The sequence below is a fragment of the Caballeronia udeis genome, assembly GCF_001544555.2.
GTDB lineage: Bacteria > Pseudomonadota > Gammaproteobacteria > Burkholderiales > Burkholderiaceae > Caballeronia > Caballeronia udeis.
The window spans coordinates 28,175-43,494 of the sequence record NZ_FCOK02000084.1 but is presented as its reverse complement, the minus strand read 5'-3'; the positions used below and the strand labels follow the sequence as shown (position 1 = coordinate 43,494).

At 61.2% G+C, this 15,320-nt stretch carries 15 protein-coding genes; 12 read left to right on the top strand and 3 right to left on the bottom strand.

Annotated features, from left to right (window positions below):
- The first annotated feature begins 159 nt into the window (after positions 1 to 159).
- Positions 160 to 453, top strand: coding sequence for a type II toxin-antitoxin system RelE/ParE family toxin (locus tag AWB69_RS37755; protein WP_231937365.1), 294 nt, complete (start codon positions 160 to 162; stop codon positions 451 to 453).
- On the top strand, positions 450 to 782 hold the full coding sequence (locus AWB69_RS37750) for a helix-turn-helix domain-containing protein (protein ID WP_062091880.1): 333 nt from the start codon (positions 450 to 452) through the stop codon (positions 780 to 782). The genes AWB69_RS37755 and AWB69_RS37750 overlap by 4 nt, the downstream gene beginning before the upstream one ends.
- Positions 783 to 827: 45 nt before the next feature.
- Here AWB69_RS37750 and pdxR read toward each other — a convergent pair whose 3' ends face one another.
- Complete coding sequence (gene pdxR / locus AWB69_RS37745) at positions 828 to 2,315, bottom strand: MocR-like pyridoxine biosynthesis transcription factor PdxR (protein ID WP_062091879.1); 1,488 nt, start codon at positions 2,313 to 2,315, stop codon at positions 828 to 830.
- Positions 2,316 to 2,430: 115 nt separating this feature from the next.
- Between pdxR and gabT the strand changes: the two genes are divergently transcribed.
- Both gabT and gabD read left to right on the top strand, forming a co-directional pair.
- On the top strand, positions 2,431 to 3,714 hold the full coding sequence (gene gabT / locus AWB69_RS37740; protein WP_062091883.1) for a 4-aminobutyrate--2-oxoglutarate transaminase: 1,284 nt from the start codon (positions 2,431 to 2,433) through the stop codon (positions 3,712 to 3,714).
- Positions 3,711 to 5,180, top strand: coding sequence for an NADP-dependent succinate-semialdehyde dehydrogenase (gene gabD, locus AWB69_RS37735; protein ID WP_062091878.1), 1,470 nt, complete (start codon positions 3,711 to 3,713; stop codon positions 5,178 to 5,180). Before gabT ends, gabD begins: the two co-directional genes overlap by 4 nt.
- A gap of 110 nt (positions 5,181 to 5,290) precedes the next feature.
- On the opposite strand, the gene AWB69_RS37730 is transcribed toward gabD, so the two are convergent.
- Together AWB69_RS37730 and AWB69_RS37725 are read right to left on the bottom strand one after the other, a co-directional pair.
- Positions 5,291 to 5,665, bottom strand: coding sequence for a hypothetical protein (locus AWB69_RS37730; protein ID WP_062091877.1), 375 nt, complete (start codon positions 5,663 to 5,665; stop codon positions 5,291 to 5,293).
- A gap of 3 nt (positions 5,666 to 5,668) precedes the next feature.
- Positions 5,669 to 6,508, bottom strand: a complete 840-nt coding sequence (locus AWB69_RS37725) for a hypothetical protein (protein ID WP_156529114.1) — start codon at positions 6,506 to 6,508, stop codon at positions 5,669 to 5,671.
- 191 nt (positions 6,509 to 6,699) lie between these two features.
- Here AWB69_RS37725 and AWB69_RS48270 point away from each other — a divergent pair, with 191 nt between their 5' ends.
- From AWB69_RS48270 to AWB69_RS37680, 8 genes are all read left to right on the top strand, one after another.
- Positions 6,700 to 6,864, top strand: coding sequence for a hypothetical protein (locus AWB69_RS48270; protein ID WP_156529113.1), 165 nt, complete (start codon positions 6,700 to 6,702; stop codon positions 6,862 to 6,864).
- A 414-nt stretch (positions 6,865 to 7,278) separates the two neighbouring features.
- On the top strand, positions 7,279 to 8,268 hold the full coding sequence (locus AWB69_RS37710; protein ID WP_062091874.1) for a LysR family transcriptional regulator: 990 nt from the start codon (positions 7,279 to 7,281) through the stop codon (positions 8,266 to 8,268).
- Positions 8,265 to 9,740, top strand: a complete 1,476-nt coding sequence (locus AWB69_RS37705; protein WP_062091873.1) for a flavin-containing monooxygenase — start codon at positions 8,265 to 8,267, stop codon at positions 9,738 to 9,740. Before AWB69_RS37710 ends, AWB69_RS37705 begins: the two co-directional genes overlap by 4 nt.
- The gene (locus tag AWB69_RS37700; protein WP_062091872.1) at positions 9,737 to 10,711 is read left to right on the top strand and encodes an ABC transporter permease; all 975 of its coding nucleotides are present in this window, start codon (positions 9,737 to 9,739) and stop codon (positions 10,709 to 10,711) included. The genes AWB69_RS37705 and AWB69_RS37700 overlap by 4 nt, the downstream gene beginning before the upstream one ends.
- Entirely contained in the window at positions 10,708 to 11,643 is a 936-nt protein-coding gene (locus AWB69_RS37695; protein WP_062091871.1) for an ABC transporter permease, read from the top strand. The genes AWB69_RS37700 and AWB69_RS37695 overlap by 4 nt, the downstream gene beginning before the upstream one ends.
- The gene (locus AWB69_RS37690; RefSeq protein WP_062091870.1) at positions 11,640 to 12,686 is read left to right on the top strand and encodes an ABC transporter ATP-binding protein; all 1,047 of its coding nucleotides are present in this window, start codon (positions 11,640 to 11,642) and stop codon (positions 12,684 to 12,686) included. The genes AWB69_RS37695 and AWB69_RS37690 overlap by 4 nt, the downstream gene beginning before the upstream one ends.
- A complete protein-coding gene (locus AWB69_RS37685) occupies positions 12,683 to 13,696 on the top strand; it encodes an ABC transporter ATP-binding protein (RefSeq protein ID WP_062091869.1) in 1,014 nt (337 codons plus the stop codon). The genes AWB69_RS37690 and AWB69_RS37685 overlap by 4 nt, the downstream gene beginning before the upstream one ends.
- Before the next feature lie 39 nt (positions 13,697 to 13,735).
- A complete protein-coding gene (locus tag AWB69_RS37680) occupies positions 13,736 to 15,313 on the top strand; it encodes an ABC transporter substrate-binding protein (protein ID WP_062091868.1) in 1,578 nt (525 codons plus the stop codon).
- Positions 15,314 to 15,320: the final 7 nt, after the last annotated feature.

Sequence of the window (15,320 nt, the reverse complement as noted above, 5' to 3'; positions counted from 1 at the left end):
GGCTACACCTAAACCCTAAAAATAGCCGAAACCCAATGCTAGCGGAGGTTTCGGCTAATTGATGGGGAAAAGTACGGACTAGTATAAAATTTTATACACAGGGCCGTCACGACACCGGAAAAGGAGATTCGTTGGGTCGGGTCAGCCTACGACGACCTATTGGAGTTTCCAGATGAGCCACGCCGGGATGCGGGTTTCCAGTTGAGCAAGGTTCAATCAGGGCTGGACCCAGAGGACTGGAAGCCGTTCGGGGAGATAGGCGCAGGTACTCGGGAAATCCGCATAAGGGACGGCAGCGGAATTTTCCGAATGATGTACGTCGCCAAGTTCGAAGAAGCGGTATATGTCCTGCACTGCTTCCAGAAGAAGACCCAGGCAACCAGCAAGCGGGATAAGGAAATTGCCGAGGCGCGCTATCGCGCCGTGGCCAACGCAAGGAAGATCAATCAATGACCATCGATACTGAAATCCGCCATGTGACGAAACCAGGTGCAAATCTGTTCCGTGAACTCGGGTTTTCGGCTGAGGAAGCCAAGCGGCTTCAGGCAGCTTCGCGAAAGCAAATCAACGACACGCAGCAGCTCAAGGAACAATTGATGTCGGAGCTTGCCGAATGGATCGAACAGCATCACCTCAAGCAGGCAGAGGCCGCGAAAATCCTGATGGTGTCGCGGCCACGCGTATCAGACGTGGTGAACAAGAAGACGGCCAAGTTCACTATTGATACGCTGGTCGAAATGCTAAGCAGAGTGGGGAAACCGGTCAGGCTGGCAATCGGTTAATGGTCGAATATCCGGGCGCGGGAGAGTGGGAAACTCGAGAACATCTCACCCCTTGCCCCTCAACGCCGGGTCAAGCACCGCCGCCAGCTTTTCAAACGCCGGCTCGATCTCCTCCTCCGCCACGCATCCATACCCGATCAGCAATCCCGACATGCCCTCATCCCGCCGCAGGAAATAGCCCGACAGCGGCCGCACCACAATATTGACCGCGAGCGCCGCTTTCGCCACCTCACGGTCATCCACGTCATCGGGCAGACGCAGCACCAGATGCAGCCCGGCATCGCCGCCGACAATCTGCAACGCGTCGCCATAACGCTTCCTGATCGTGTCCAGCAGTATCTGGCGACGCTGCCCATAGATCCCGCGCATCCGCCGGATATGCGACGTGAAATGCCCCTCCGCGATGAACTCGGCCAGCACCGCCTGCTGCAATAACTGCCCCTCGCGATACAACTCCGCCGAAGCGGTCGCAAAGCTCGTCGACAAACCCTCAGGCACCACGATGTAGCCAATCCTCAGCCCGGGGAACAGCGTCTTGCCGAAGCTGCCCACGTAGATCACCTGGCCGGCGGTATCGAGTCCTTGCAGCGACGCGAGCGGCCGGCTGCCGTATCGAAACTCGCTGTCGTAATCGTCCTCGATGATCCAGCAGCCGTTTTGCCGCGCGAACTCCAGCAGCATCCGCCGCCGCGCAAGGCTCATCACCATGCCCAGCGGGTATTGATGCGATGGCGTGACCAGCATCAGTTTGGGCGGGTCTGCCAGATCGTCCGAGGAAGGATTGATACCCTCTGCATCCACCGGAATGGCCTTGAGCGACAGACCGGACACCTGCAACACGCTTCGCACTCCCCAATAACAGGGGTCCTCGGTCCAGATGACGTCGCCGGAATCGGACAGCAGGCGCACGGCAAGATCGATGGACTGATGAATCCCCGTCGTGACGATAATTTGCTCCGGCGTGCAGTGCACCGAGCGCGACGTCCGCAAATAATCGGCCAGCACCTGACGCAGTTTCGGCAATCCGCCGCCGGGTGCATAGGTCAGCAGATCGGGCGGCAAGCGGCGCCAGTATTTGGATTGCAAGCGGCTCCAGACAGCCGCTGGAAACCGCGACACATCGGGCACGCCCGGCATGAACGCGCCGCCTTGCCGCTGCGACACACCCGCCCCTTGCAACAACTTTGCGCCGCGTGCGGACAGCACACGCGGTTCTGCAGGAGCCGTATCGTGCGCCACCGAGTCGGCACCCACGATCTCATCGGGCGCGCTGTCCGAGACAAATGTGCCCTGTCCGGTCGCCGACCACACGTAGCCTTCCAGCGCGAGCTGCTCATACACCTGCGTGACCGTATTGCGGCCGAGGCCGAGCTCGCTCGCGAGTAACCGGGACGACGGCACCTTGGTCCCCGCCGGCAATTCCCGCGACAGGATGGCCTGCTGCAACAAGCCATACAACTGCCGGTAAATCGGTTGACCGCCCGTTCTTTCAATCCGCTGAGCCAGCCAGTCGGACAACATGCTTGCACGCATCGCGGAAATGGCTCCTATAAAAACACGGAAATGGCTCTGATTGAAAGAGCCAAATCTTACTATAGTCGAGGTACCGCCTAAAAACCCGCCAAGGAGAGTTGCCGTGAGCCAGACCCTGAAGAACGCCGACCTGAAAGCTCGCAAGGATGCCGCAACACCGCGCGGTGTCGGCGTGATGTGTGATTTCTACGCTGAACGTGCCGAAAACGCCGAGCTGTGGGACGTGGAAGGACGCCGTTTCATCGACTTCGCGGCGGGAATCGCGGTATGCAACACAGGACATCGGCACCCCAGGATTGTCGCGGCCATGCGCGCACAACTCGAACGCTTCACGCACACGGCGTATCAGATCGTTCCTTACGAATCGTATGTTTCGCTCGCCGAGAAGATCATCGCGCGCGCACCCGGCGACCATGCAAAGAAAGCCGCGTTCTTCACGACCGGTGCGGAAGCCGTTGAAAACGCCATCAAGATCGCGCGCGCCGCAACCGGTCGTCCAGGCGTGATTGCGTTCAGCGGCGGGTTCCACGGCCGCACGTTCATGGGCATGGCGCTGACCGGCAAGGTCGCGCCGTACAAGATCGGCTTCGGGCCGTTCCCGTCCGACGTGTTCCATGCACCGTTCCCGAACCCGGTGCGAGGTATCACGACCGAGGATTCGTTGCGCGCGATCGAACAGCTTTTTGCGGCGGATATTGAGGCCAAGCGCGTTGCGGCGATCATCTTCGAACCGGTTCAGGGCGAAGGCGGTTTCTATCAGGCGCCCGTGGAATTCGTGCGCGCATTGCGCAAGCTCTGCGACAACCACGGCATCCTGCTGATCGCCGATGAAGTCCAGACCGGCTTCGCGCGCACCGGCAAGTTGTTCGCGATGCAGCACTACGACGTCGCGCCGGACCTGATGACCATCGCCAAAAGCCTCGCCGGCGGCATGCCGCTGTCAGGCGTCGTCGGCCGTGCCGATGTGATGGACTCGGTTGCGCCCGGCGGTCTTGGCGGCACGTATGCAGGCAATCCGCTGGCGCTGGCGTCGGCGCATGCGGTGCTCGAGATCATCGACGAAGAGAAGCTCTGTGAGCGTGCTGTGCGCCTGGGCGACAAACTGAAGGCGCTGCTGACCACGCTTAAAGCCGACGTACCCCAGATCGCCGATGTGCGCGGCCCGGGCGCCATGATCGCGGTCGAATTCTGCAAGCCGGGCACGAGCGAAGCCGACGCCGCGTTCGCCAAGCGCGTGCAAACTTTGGCGCTTGAACGTGGCCTGCTTCTGCTGATCTGCGGCGTGCACAGCAACGTGATCCGGTTCCTGTTTCCGCTCACCATTCAGGACGCCGTGTTCGATGAAGCACTCGCTATTCTCGAACGTATCCTGACAGAAGAAGTGGGTGTCACGGCATGAGCACGCAACGTTCATCGATTCAGTTGAAAGACCTGGCGCTGCTGCGTCACCAAGCGTTCATCGACGGCGAGTGGCAAGGCGCCGACGACGCCTCCACCTTCGAAGTCATCGACCCCGCGAACGGCCAGTCGCTCGGTCACGTGCCCAAGATGGGCGCGGCGGAAACGCGCCGTGCGATTGATGCGGCCAACGCCGCCTGGCCGCTCTGGCGCAAGAAGACCGCAAAGGAACGCGCGGCGATCCTGCGCCGGTGGTACGAACTGATGCTGGAAAACGCCGACGATCTCGCGATGATCCTCACCCGCGAGCAAGGCAAGCCGCTTGCCGAAGCCCGGGGTGAGATTGTCTACGCGGCTTCGTTTATCGAGTGGTTCGCGGAGGAAGGCAAACGCGTTGCGGGTGACACGCTTGCGTCGCCGGCCGCCGATAAACGCATTGTGGTTACCAAGGAGCCGATCGGCGTCTGCGCGGCTATTACACCGTGGAATTTCCCGAGCGCAATGATCACGCGCAAGGTCGGCCCGGCGCTCGCCGCCGGTTGCCCGATCGTCGTGAAGCCTGCGGAGGCAACGCCGTTTTCAGCGTTCGCCATGGCGGTGCTGGCCGAGCGTGCCGGGCTGCCCAAGGGCGTGCTGAACATTGTGACTGGCGACCCGAAGGCGATCGGCGCCGAGCTGACCGGCAATCCCGTCGTCAGGAAGTTGTCGTTCACTGGATCGACGCAGGTCGGTCGCCTGCTGATGGCGCAAAGCGCGCCGACAGTCAAGAAGGTGTCGCTGGAACTGGGCGGCAATGCGCCGTTTATTGTTTTCGACGACGCCGATATTGATGCCGCGGTCGAGGGCGCCATTGCGTCGAAGTATCGCAACAGCGGACAGACTTGCGTGTGTACGAACCGGTTTTATGTTCACGACCGGGTGTATGACGAATTTGCCGCCAAGCTGGGCGCGGCCGTTGCGAAACTCACAGTGGGCAATGGCTTGGAAAGCGGTGTCTTGCTCGGGCCGCTGATTAACGACGCCGCCGTGCAGAAGGTCGAATCGCATATTCATGACGCGCTGGAAAAAGGCGCCAAGGTTGTGGCCGGAGGCAAACGGCACCCGCTAGGTTTCGGCTTTTTTGAACCGACGGTGTTGTCGGGCGTTACTTCAGAGATGAAGATCGCCAGGGAAGAGACGTTCGGACCGCTCGCGCCGTTGTTCCGGTTTTCTTCCGATGAAGAAGTGATACGGATGGCTAACGATACGGAGTTCGGGCTGGCTGCGTATTTTTATAGTCGCGATATCGGACGCGTCTGGCGCGTCGCCGAGGCGCTGGAATATGGCATGGTCGGGATCAATACCGGGCTTATTTCCAACGAAGTCGCACCGTTTGGCGGCGTTAAGCAGTCTGGGCTCGGACGCGAGGGGTCGCGGTATGGGATCGATGACTATCTCGTGATCAAGTATTTGTGCATGGCGGTGTGAGGGGAATTTGAACGACGTGCCGGGCCGCGCAAGGTGTTGATTGCGCGGCCCGGATCGGCAACGCCGACGCGAGAAGCGCCACCAACCAACGCCGCTAGTCAGGCAACAGGCTAACCGGGATTTTTAGACAGAACCCGATACGTACTGTATTCAATCCACGCCTCGCCGCCAAAGCTTGCCAATAACACCGCGATTTTCTTGGGCGATAAGCCCCGATCAAAGGGCGTTGATCGATCCAAAATTTGACGGGCAGCCACAAATTTTGGTGAGTCAAAATCGACAAGTATATCTAACGAGTAAACGATATTTTCCATTCCGTATTCCGTGACAAGGCATCGCGTCACATCCATGAAAACAATCGTTTTGTGTTCTTTAAAATCGTCTGAGACCAACTCAAGATATACCGCGCTGCCCCGACTATCCGCGCTGTATCCCGCAAAAATCCAATCGTGGAATGAGTTAAACCTATCGAAGTTATCAAGCATTTTTTATGGACTCCAAGGACTGAAAGGTACGACGTCAAGCCCTTTCGCTCGACTCTTTCCCGTCCAATTGTGGGCGTGAGGTTGCATTTTCAAATGTGCATGGTCGAAGTCTAGATCAACTACCGGTGCGCCCGTATCACCATATAAGCGCATTTGCCCGCTTCCGGGGTTTGTGTACCACGTCCCCGGCTCCCCGTTGTTCGGGGTCTTCGCAATGTCGAAACTATCTCCAAAGCCGGGCATGTCGCCAAGCTCGAATGGTGCGGCATTGCCTAGCGGAGTGATCACATTGTCCGCAAGCTCTCTTAAGCCGAACACGGCTTTTTGCGTCGCTTCGCGTCTCAGGTTTTCGCCACGCGCGACCATACGCACGAGCGACAGAAGAAACGGCATTTCCGACGGTTTCACGGTTTCGAACGACGGGGTATCCGCCGGCCGTTCTCGCTCGATCCTCGCGTCGATTGCATCGTTATAATCACGCAGAGATGCGCGATTTGCCGCCAACTGCGCGTTGTAGTCCAGCGGCGGCGCAGATCGTCTTTCCTCTCTCGCTGGTGGGTCAAGCGTGAAGCCGCCGTTCTCGAAAACGTCAGTGGTCGCGCCGTTTTCTTCGGAAACCGTCACCGCGCCATCACGCACGTAGGCGAGCAACGTTTGAAGGGTTTCCCGTGCGGGCTTCGGGTTTTTCGAGTACCACGAAAAACCCTTCCGCATAAATGATTCGACGCGCGCCACTAGCCTCGCGTTCGATTCCCAAACATACATATCCGCGTGCATCAACATGGCGCGCCCCGCCTTGGCTTTCTCCGAGTCCTCGGTGAAGCTTCGCCCCTTGCGCAGCACATACCGATAGCCGTTATAGCGTGTTAATTCCATTGTCATCCGGTGGTACCTCCTTTGATTGCAGCAGACGCACGCTAACCCATATCGGCGCGCGCCTATCTCAATAAGGATGCGGGCACACGGATGGTGACTTTCAAGGGTTTAGGGTCGACGTACGGAAAGGCGCCAACGAGGCGAGGAACAGCGAGCCAGTGTTCAATGAAGCGGATGTCGAAGTCCAGCACGGCCAACTGATCGTTCGCGTACGCACCGCCATTCTGCGGTTCTCGCGCGAGCGGTTAATTCAGCAGTTCCGAGAGGGCGAGCTCCAACGCCACGACGAAATCGACTTCGGCGATCCGGTTGGTGACGAATGAGGCAGCCCGCGAGACCCGACGTGTGCGGGTAATCGAATGATGAGTGGGATGCCAGATGCCGACGATGGGATCAGGTCGCACGTACCGCAGATCCAAACCTCAACCGTGGCCCGCTTCACCCTCTCCACGGAAACGCCAAATCAAGCGCAGGGTGAAGCAGCGCCGCATGCGCAGCGCCGGCGTCCAATATTCAGACTTATTCAATAAGCCCATTCGTTATGAACTGTTCACGCGGACTTCTTGAATCCCGCACCGCTCAATAGCCGTACTCCACCCTCCTGCCCGCCTTCCACCACCCCCTTCCCATTTCCCGCACTATCTAAAGCATTTTTGATCATTTGCATTTCGCATGCTAAGTACGCAAGAATGCGTTTTATGCATTCATCGATCTGACCGATCGGGCCCCGCGTACTCATGGAAATTCGTCAGTTGGAAGCGTTTGCCGCTGTCATGTCGGCCGGAAGTGTCACTGCCGCCGGGCGTTTGCTCGGGCGTTCGCAACCCGCGGTATCGCGTTCGATCCAGGAACTGGAAGCCGAAATCGGCTATCCGCTGTTCCAGCGTTTCGGGCCGCGCGTCGCGCCCACCCGCGAGGCATCCGAGCTTTACCAGGACGTCGAACGCACGCTGGCAAGCCTGCGTCAGGTAAAGTCGCGCGCCGAGCAGATCGCGCGGCAAGCGCCGCCTCCGCTCACCATTGCCGCAACCTCGGCGCTTGCCGCCGGACTCGTGCCTCGCGCGCTTGCGTTGCTCAACGAGGACCATCCGCTCGAATCCGTGCATCTACGCAGCGCCGCGCCCGAACAGGTCGTCGATGCCGTGCTGAACGGCATTGTCGATATGGGTGTCTCAAGCCTGCCGCTCGAACATCGCGGCGTGCTCGTGCACTGGATTGGCGAGGCCGCGTGTGTTGCCGCCGTGCACGCGGACGATCCACTCGCACGAGCGCAACGCATCGCATTGAGCGACTTTGCGAACCGTCGTCTCGTCACCATGCAAAACCCCTACCGTCTGCGCCCGCGGCTCGATTCGGCATTCGCGCAAGCGGGCGTACGCACCGCCGGGGTGATCGAAACCAACTCGTCGCTGAACGCAGTCGGCGCGGTGCGCGCGGGACTCGGACTTGCCGTGCTGGAGCCGGTAACGGCGTTGGGATTGCCCGTCGACGGCGTGGTGATCCGTCCGCTCGATATCCGCATAGCGTTCCTGTTCGGCGTCATCACACCCGAATTTCGTCCGCCCAGTGCGGCGACTCTTGCCGCGGCGCAAGCGCTGGCGATTGCAGCCTCCGAGATCCTGCCCGACTTCGTCCTGCACGACGCAAGCCAGCACAGCGCGATTCTTCAAGCGCTCTACGGCGAGCCCGACGACATCCTCAATCCGACCGAAGAGCCCGCCACGTGAGCCTCGACAAAAACGTATCATCGACCCCCCCCACCGGCCTCGCTGCGCTCGAAGCGCGCCTCGCGGAAGACCTGTCCCTGCTCGAATTGCCCGCACGCGAATGGGTGCCGGGCAAGACGCATAACGGCAGCGAAGTGCTGGACGTAGCGGTGATCGGCGGCGGCATGGCGGGGTTGGCCGCGTCCGCCGCGCTTAAGCTGCTGGGCGTGCGAGCGCGCATCTTTGACCGCTCGCCACAGGGACTCGAAGGCCCTTGGGCCACGACCGCCCGCATGGAAACGCTGCGCTCACCGAAGCAATTGACGGGTCCCGCTTTAGGCTTGCCCGCGCTGACCTTCCGTGCGTGGTTCGAGGCTCAGTTCGGCACCGATGCGTGGCAAGCGGTCGACAAGATCGACCGCTTGCAATGGATGCAATATCTGGTCTGGTATCGCCGCGTGCTCGCACTCGATGTCCGCAACGGCCACACCATTGAAGCTGTAACGCCGCGTGCCGATGGTCTCGTCGTATTAAGCGTGCGAGCACATGATCGTCGCTTCGATGTCTATGCACGACGTGTCGTGCTCGCCACCGGGCGCGACGGATTGGGCGGGCCTGCATTGCCAGCGTTTGTTGAAGGATTGCCACGCAATCGCTGGGCGCATTCGTCTGACACCACCGACTACAACACGCTTGCCGGCAAGCGAGTGGCTGTGGTCGGCGGTGGTTCATCGGCCATGGACAGCGCCGCCACGGCGCTCGAAGCGGGCGCGGCCAGCGTCGATCTGCTGATTAGGCGTTCTGATCTCCCACGCGTAAACAAGGGTAAGGGGGCTGGCAATCCGGGCCTGACTCACGGCCACCAGACCTTGCCTGATGAATGGAAATGGAAGATCCGCCATTACATCAATACGGTGCAGGTACCCCCGCCGCGTGGCAGTACGCTGCGGGTATCGCGTCATCCGAATGCGCGCTTTAATCTTGGATGCCCGGTGTTATCGGTTGAAAGCAGCGATAACGGACTTTCGATCCACACCCCCAAAGGCACCTTCGCGGCCGACTTCCTCGTGGTCTCCACGGGCTTCAAGGTCGACTGGTCCGCGCGCCCGGAATTCGCCGCATTTGCGCCGTATATCCGCACCTGGGCCGACCGCTACACTCCGCCTTCCGGCGATGAAGACGCCGAGTTATCAGACTCGCCGGATGTCGGACCCGCGTTTGAATTCATCGAAAAATCCCCCGGCGATTGCCCCGGTTTGTCGCGCATACACTGCTTCTGCTATCCCGCGTCGCTCTCGCAAGGCGCCGTCTCCGGCGACATTCCCGCTATCAGCACAGGCGCAAAACGGCTTGCCCAAGGTTTGACGAGCCTGCTGTATTCCGAGGACGTCGAGCAACACTACGCGGCGCTGGAAGCGTACGCTGAACCGGAACTCTACGGCGATGAATGGCAACCGGCCGAAGCACCGGCCCAGTATGCGGAGGACCAATGAGCGGCTGGCTCATTCGCCGAATCGCGCAGGCGGCGTTCGTCGTGCTGCTGATGACGCTGATCGTGTTCATCGGCCTGCATGCGATCGGGAACCCGATTGATATTCTCATCGGCCAGGACGTCGATCAGGTCGACCGGGCGCGCATCATCGCGCAACTCGGCCTCGACCAGCCGCTCTGGAAACAGTACCTGGCGTTCCTCGCCGGCGCCATGCATGGCGACCTTGGCAACAGCTTCGTCTATAACGAACCCGCGATCCGCCTGATCCTGCAACGCTTGCCCGCGACCTTCGAGCTCGCTGTTTCGGCGCTGCTGCTGGCGCTGGTGATCGGCATTCCGCTGGGGCTTTTCGCGGGGCTGCATCCACGCAATCCGCTCTCGAAGATGCTGATGACCGGCAGTATTGTCGGCTTCTCGTTGCCCACTTTCTGGGTCGGCCTGATGCTCATCATGTTGTTCAGCGTGAGGCTCGGCTGGCTGCCCGCCAGCGGACGCGGCGCGACTGCCAGCCTGTTCGGTGTCCAGTGGTCGTGGCTCACGCTCGACGGCTTGCGCCACCTGATCCTGCCCGCGCTGAATCTCTCGCTCTTCAAGGTGTCGCTCGTCTTGCGCCTGACAAGTGCAGGCGTGCGCGAAGTCGTGCCGACGGAACACGTGCGTTTCGCCCGCGCCAAGGGCTTGTCGCCCACGCGCGTGGTGCTCGTTCACATCCTGCGCAATACGCTGATTCCGCTTGTCACGGTGATCGGTCTCGAGTTCGGTTCGACCATCGCGTTCGCGGTCGTCACCGAGACCGTGTTCTCGTGGCCCGGCGCGGGCAAGCTGATCCTCGACAGCATCAACGCACTCGATCGCCCGGTGATCCTCTCGTACCTGATCGTGGTCGTCTGCATGTTCGTCTCGCTGAACCTGTTCGTCGATATCCTCTACAAGTTCCTCGATCCGCGCGTGCGGCTGGAGGGTGCGCGATGAGCACGGCTCCGCTGAATCCCGAGACGGAAAAGCCCGTGCTCGGCGGGCTCAAACGCCGTCAGTCGCCGTGGCGTCAGCTCGTCTCCGACTTTGGGCGCTCGCCTGTCGCGCTGGCTGCGTTGATCGTCGCGGTGCTGCTGATGCTCGCGGCCATTTTTGCGCCGCTGATCACGCCGCAAAATCCCTACGACCTGCTGCAACTCGATGTCCTCGATGCCCGCCTCCCCCCCGGTTCAATGAACGGCGCCGGCACGCATGCGTACTGGCTCGGCACCGACGGCCAGGGTAGGGATCTGTATTCAGCGATGCTTTACGGCCTGCGCCTGAGCTTATCCGTAGGTCTCGGCTCGGCGGTGATCGCGGGCGTGGTGGGCACCGTATTCGGCCTGGTCGCGGCTTATGCCGGCGGCAAGGTCGACAGCCTCATCATGCGCCTCGTGGACTTGCTGCTCGCCTTCCCGTCCATCCTCGTCGCCATGATGCTGCTCGCGTTCCTGGGAAAGAGCGTGACGAACGTCGTGCTCACGCTGGTGCTGATCGAATGGGCGTATTACGCGCGCACCGCGCGAGCACAAGCGCTGGTCGAAGCGCGGCGCGAATATGTTGAGGCCGCGCGCAGTCTCGCGATTCCCAACTGGCGCATCGTGCTCGTTCACATCCTGCCGAACTGCCTGCCGCCGCTGATCGTGGTCGGCACGCTGCAGGTCGCGCGCGCCATCACGCTGGAAGCAACGCTGTCATTCCTGGGCCTCGGTGTGCCGATCACCGAACCCTCGCTCGGCCTGCTGATTGCCAACGGTTACCAGACCATGCTCTCGGGCGAATACTGGACCAGTGTGTATCCCGGTCTTGCGCTGCTGGCCATGCTGGTATCGATCAACATGGTTGGCGACCGCCTGCGCGAGTTGCTCAATCCGAGGTTCGTGAAATGAGCGACGCTGCCCTTCATGATTTCCATACCGCGGACAACACGCTTGAAGTCCGCCATCTGCGAACGCGCTTCTTCACGCGCGAAGGCGAATTGCCTGCTGTTGAAGACGTCTCGCTCACGCTCGCGCGAGGTCGCGTGCTGGGTCTGGTCGGCGAATCGGGATCGGGGAAATCGGTGACCGGTTTTTCCATCATGGGACTCATCGATGCCCCCGGCCGCGTGGTCGGCGGCGAGATACTCTTCAAGGGGAAAAACCTTGTCGGCTTGCCCGAAGCGGACATGCGGCGCCTGCGCGGCAGCCGTATCGCGATGGTGTTCCAGGACCCCATGTCCACGCTTAATCCGGTGCAGCGCGTGGACGCGCAGATGATCGAAGCCGTGCGCGCGCATCGCGACGTAAGCCGCAGTGCTGCCCGCGAACAGGCGAGCGAAGCGCTGGCGGCCATGGGTATTGCCAGCCCCGGCGAACGGCTGCGCGCGTACCCCCATCAGTTGTCGGGCGGCATGCGCCAGCGCGTGGCAATAGCGATTGCGATGCTGCACAAGCCTGACCTGATCATCGCCGATGAACCCACTACCGCGCTCGATGTCACCATCCAGGCGCAGATCCTGTCCGAAGTGCAAACGCTCGTGCGCACGCAGGGCACGTCGCTGATCTGGATCACGCACGACTTGTCGGTGGTGGCGGGTCTCGCCGATGACATCGCCGTGATGTATGCGGGCCGGATCGTTGAACAGGGCACCGTGGATGCGGTGCTCGACCGTCCGCAACATCCGTACACGGCGGGTCTGATCGACAGTTTGCCGAGCCTCAACACGCGCGGTAAAAGACTCACGCAGATTGCGGGCATCACACCGGACCTGCGCTCGTTGCCGCCGGGCTGTGCGTTCGCCGCGCGCTGCACGCGAGCCACGGCGGTCTGCTCGACGCCTCCGTTGCTCGGGCCCTCGCCGGCCGCGCAGGCGTCCGAGCATGGCACGCATCTCGTGCGCTGTTTTCATCCCGGCAGGCAAATCGATGTCCGCACGGAGACAACCGCATGAGCGAGATCACTACACGCGCGCTCATTGAACTGCGCGGGGTCAGCCAGCGCTTCGGCGAACGCGACGAAAACGCCGCAACACGCTGGCTGCGCGAGCGCAACGTGCTTGCGGCGCAAGCGGTCACGCGAGCAGTCGAACATGTCGATCTGGCGATCACGCCGGGCGAGGTGGTCGGGCTGGTTGGTGAATCCGGCTGCGGAAAATCCACGCTCGGCCGCATTGTTTCAGGGCTCATAGCACCGACCGAAGGCGACGTGCTGGTGGATGGCCAGGACCGCGCGGCCATGTCACCGGCTGCGCTGCGCGCAGCGCGACTGGCGATCCAGATGATCTTCCAGGATCCTTATTCGAGCCTGAATCCGCGCCGGCGTATTCGCGATATCGTCGGCGAAGCGCCGCTCGTTCACGGCATGGTCGGGCGCAGCGATCTCGACGCCTACGTGGCCGCACAATTAAAACGCGCGGGCCTCGATCCGTCGCTCGCCGACCGCTACCCGCATGAGTTCAGCGGCGGCCAGCGGCAGCGCATCGGGATTGCGCGAGCGCTCGCGGTCAACCCTTCCATGCTCGTCTGCGATGAAGCGGTCGCCGCCCTCGATGTATCGATACAAGCACAGATCCTGAATCTCTTCATGGACCTGCGCGAACAGTTCAATCTCACGTACCTGTTCATCAGTCACGACCTGGGCGTGGTCGAGCAATTGTCGGATCGCGTGGTGATCATGTATCTCGGGCGTGTGGTGGAAAGCGCCCCCGTGGAAGAAATATTCCGGCATCCGAATCATCCCTACACGCAGACCTTGCTGGCCGAAATTCCCCGTATAGATGCGCGCAAGAAGCACTTCACCGCCATTCGCGGCGAAATGCCAAGTCCGCTTGCACCGCCGTCGGGTTGCCATTTTCACCCGCGCTGTCCGCACGCCATGCCACGCTGCAAGACCGAAGTGCCGCGTTTGCGCGGCATCGCTATCGAGCATGTCAGCGCGTGTCATCTGAACGACGCTCACTAAACTTCAATCCAGAACACACACATAAAAAGGAATTGCATCGTGAAACGCCTGATCCTTTCCACGCTGACCGCCACGCTCGCCAGTGCGGCGTTGTTCAGTACGGGCGCGTCGGCGCAGACGCTCAACATTGCGTTCGCCGATCCGCTCTCGTCGCTCGATCCGCAACTGAACAACTATGCGGGCGACCGCTCCGTCGACCTGCACTTCTGGGATCTGCTGGTCGAGAACCACAACAACGTGCTCGCGCCCGGCCTCGCGACAAGCTGGAAGTCGACCGGCAGCGACACGTGGGAATTCAAGCTGCGCCATGACGTCAAGTGGCAGGACGGCACGCCGTTCACCGCGGACGACGTGATCTATTCGTATCAGCGGGCGCGCAATGTGCCGGGGACCATCGCCACCTTCGCGGGGTATCTGCGCACCATCGCATCCGTCACCGCGCCCGATCCGTACACGCTGATCATCAAGACCAGCTCGCCGACGCCGGACCTGCCGCTGAACCTGACGTCCGTTCATATCGTGAGCAAACATATCGGCGAAAAGTCGACGACGGAAGACTACAACTCGGGGCGCGCGATGGTCGGCTCAGGGCCGTACAAGTTCGTTTCGTACACACCGGGCGACCGCGTGGTGATGACGCGCAACGACGCGTACTGGGGCGCGAAGCCGATCTGGGACAAGGTGAACTATCGCTACGTGAGCAATGCGGCGGCTCGCACGGCAGCGCTGTTGTCGGGCGACGTGGACATGATCGACAAGGTCTCCGTCTCCGACCTGCCGCGTCTCAAGCAGTCGCCGAAGGTATCCGTGTTCGCGTATCCAGGCCTGCGTGTGCTGATACTTCAGCCAAGTTTCCGTGAGGGCCCGAGCCCGTACATTACGGACAACGCCGGCAAGCCGCTCCAGAAGAACCCGCTACTCGACGTGCGCGTGCGCCGCGCGTTGTCGCTGGCGATCAATCGCCCCGCCATCACCGACCGCATCCTGCAAGGCGCGGCCACGGTCGCCAACCAGTGGATGCCGGCCAGGACCTTCGGTTACAACCCGGCCGTGAAGGACATCCCCAACGACCCGGTTCAAGCCAAGAAATTGCTGGTCGAAGCGGGTTTTCCGGACGGTTTCCAGTTGACGCTCAGCGTGCCTAACGACCGTTATCCGCAAGCACCCGAAACGGCACAGGCCGTGGCGCAGTTCTGGACGCGCATTGGCGTGAAGACGAAAGTCGAGGTCATGCCGTGGGCCAGTTACGCCAGCCGCGCAAACAAGAACGAATTTGCAGTAAGCATGATTGCGTGGGGCAACGGCACGGGCGAAGCAAGCTATGCGCTTGTCAACATTCTTGGCACCGTGGATCCGAAGAAGGGCATTGGCGCATCGAACTGGGGCCGCTACAGCAGCCCGGCAGTCGACCACGCGCTCGACGCCGCCACAGCCGAGTTCGATCAAGCCAAGCGTGAAGCCATCCTGCAGCAGTCGGTGAAGGTAGTGAGCGATGACGTGGGCATCATTCCGCTCTTTCACTACGAGAACATCTGGGCCGCGAAGAAAGGCTTGAAAGTGACACCGGCGGTCAGCGACCGGACGACCGCGATGATGGTTACGCGCAGCGGCAGTTGAGGCCATC

Excerpts from the sequence above, each read along its gene's own strand:
- AWB69_RS37700 (WP_062091872.1), top strand. The coding sequence starts at position 9,737 with ATGAGCGGCTGGCTCATTCGCCGAATCGCGCAGGCGGCGTTCGTCGTG.
- AWB69_RS37730 (WP_062091877.1), bottom strand. The coding sequence starts at position 5,665 with ATGCTTGATAACTTCGATAGGTTTAACTCATTCCACGATTGGATTTTT.
- AWB69_RS37695 (WP_062091871.1), top strand. The coding sequence starts at position 10,708 with ATGAGCACGGCTCCGCTGAATCCCGAGACGGAAAAGCCCGTGCTCGGC.
- AWB69_RS37750 (WP_062091880.1), top strand. The coding sequence starts at position 450 with ATGACCATCGATACTGAAATCCGCCATGTGACGAAACCAGGTGCAAAT.
- AWB69_RS37710 (WP_062091874.1), top strand. The coding sequence starts at position 7,279 with ATGGAAATTCGTCAGTTGGAAGCGTTTGCCGCTGTCATGTCGGCCGGA.
- gabD (WP_062091878.1), top strand. The coding sequence starts at position 3,711 with ATGAGCACGCAACGTTCATCGATTCAGTTGAAAGACCTGGCGCTGCTG.
- AWB69_RS37690 (WP_062091870.1), top strand. The coding sequence starts at position 11,640 with ATGAGCGACGCTGCCCTTCATGATTTCCATACCGCGGACAACACGCTT.
- AWB69_RS37685 (WP_062091869.1), top strand. The coding sequence starts at position 12,683 with ATGAGCGAGATCACTACACGCGCGCTCATTGAACTGCGCGGGGTCAGC.
- pdxR (WP_062091879.1), bottom strand. The coding sequence starts at position 2,315 with ATGCGTGCAAGCATGTTGTCCGACTGGCTGGCTCAGCGGATTGAAAGA.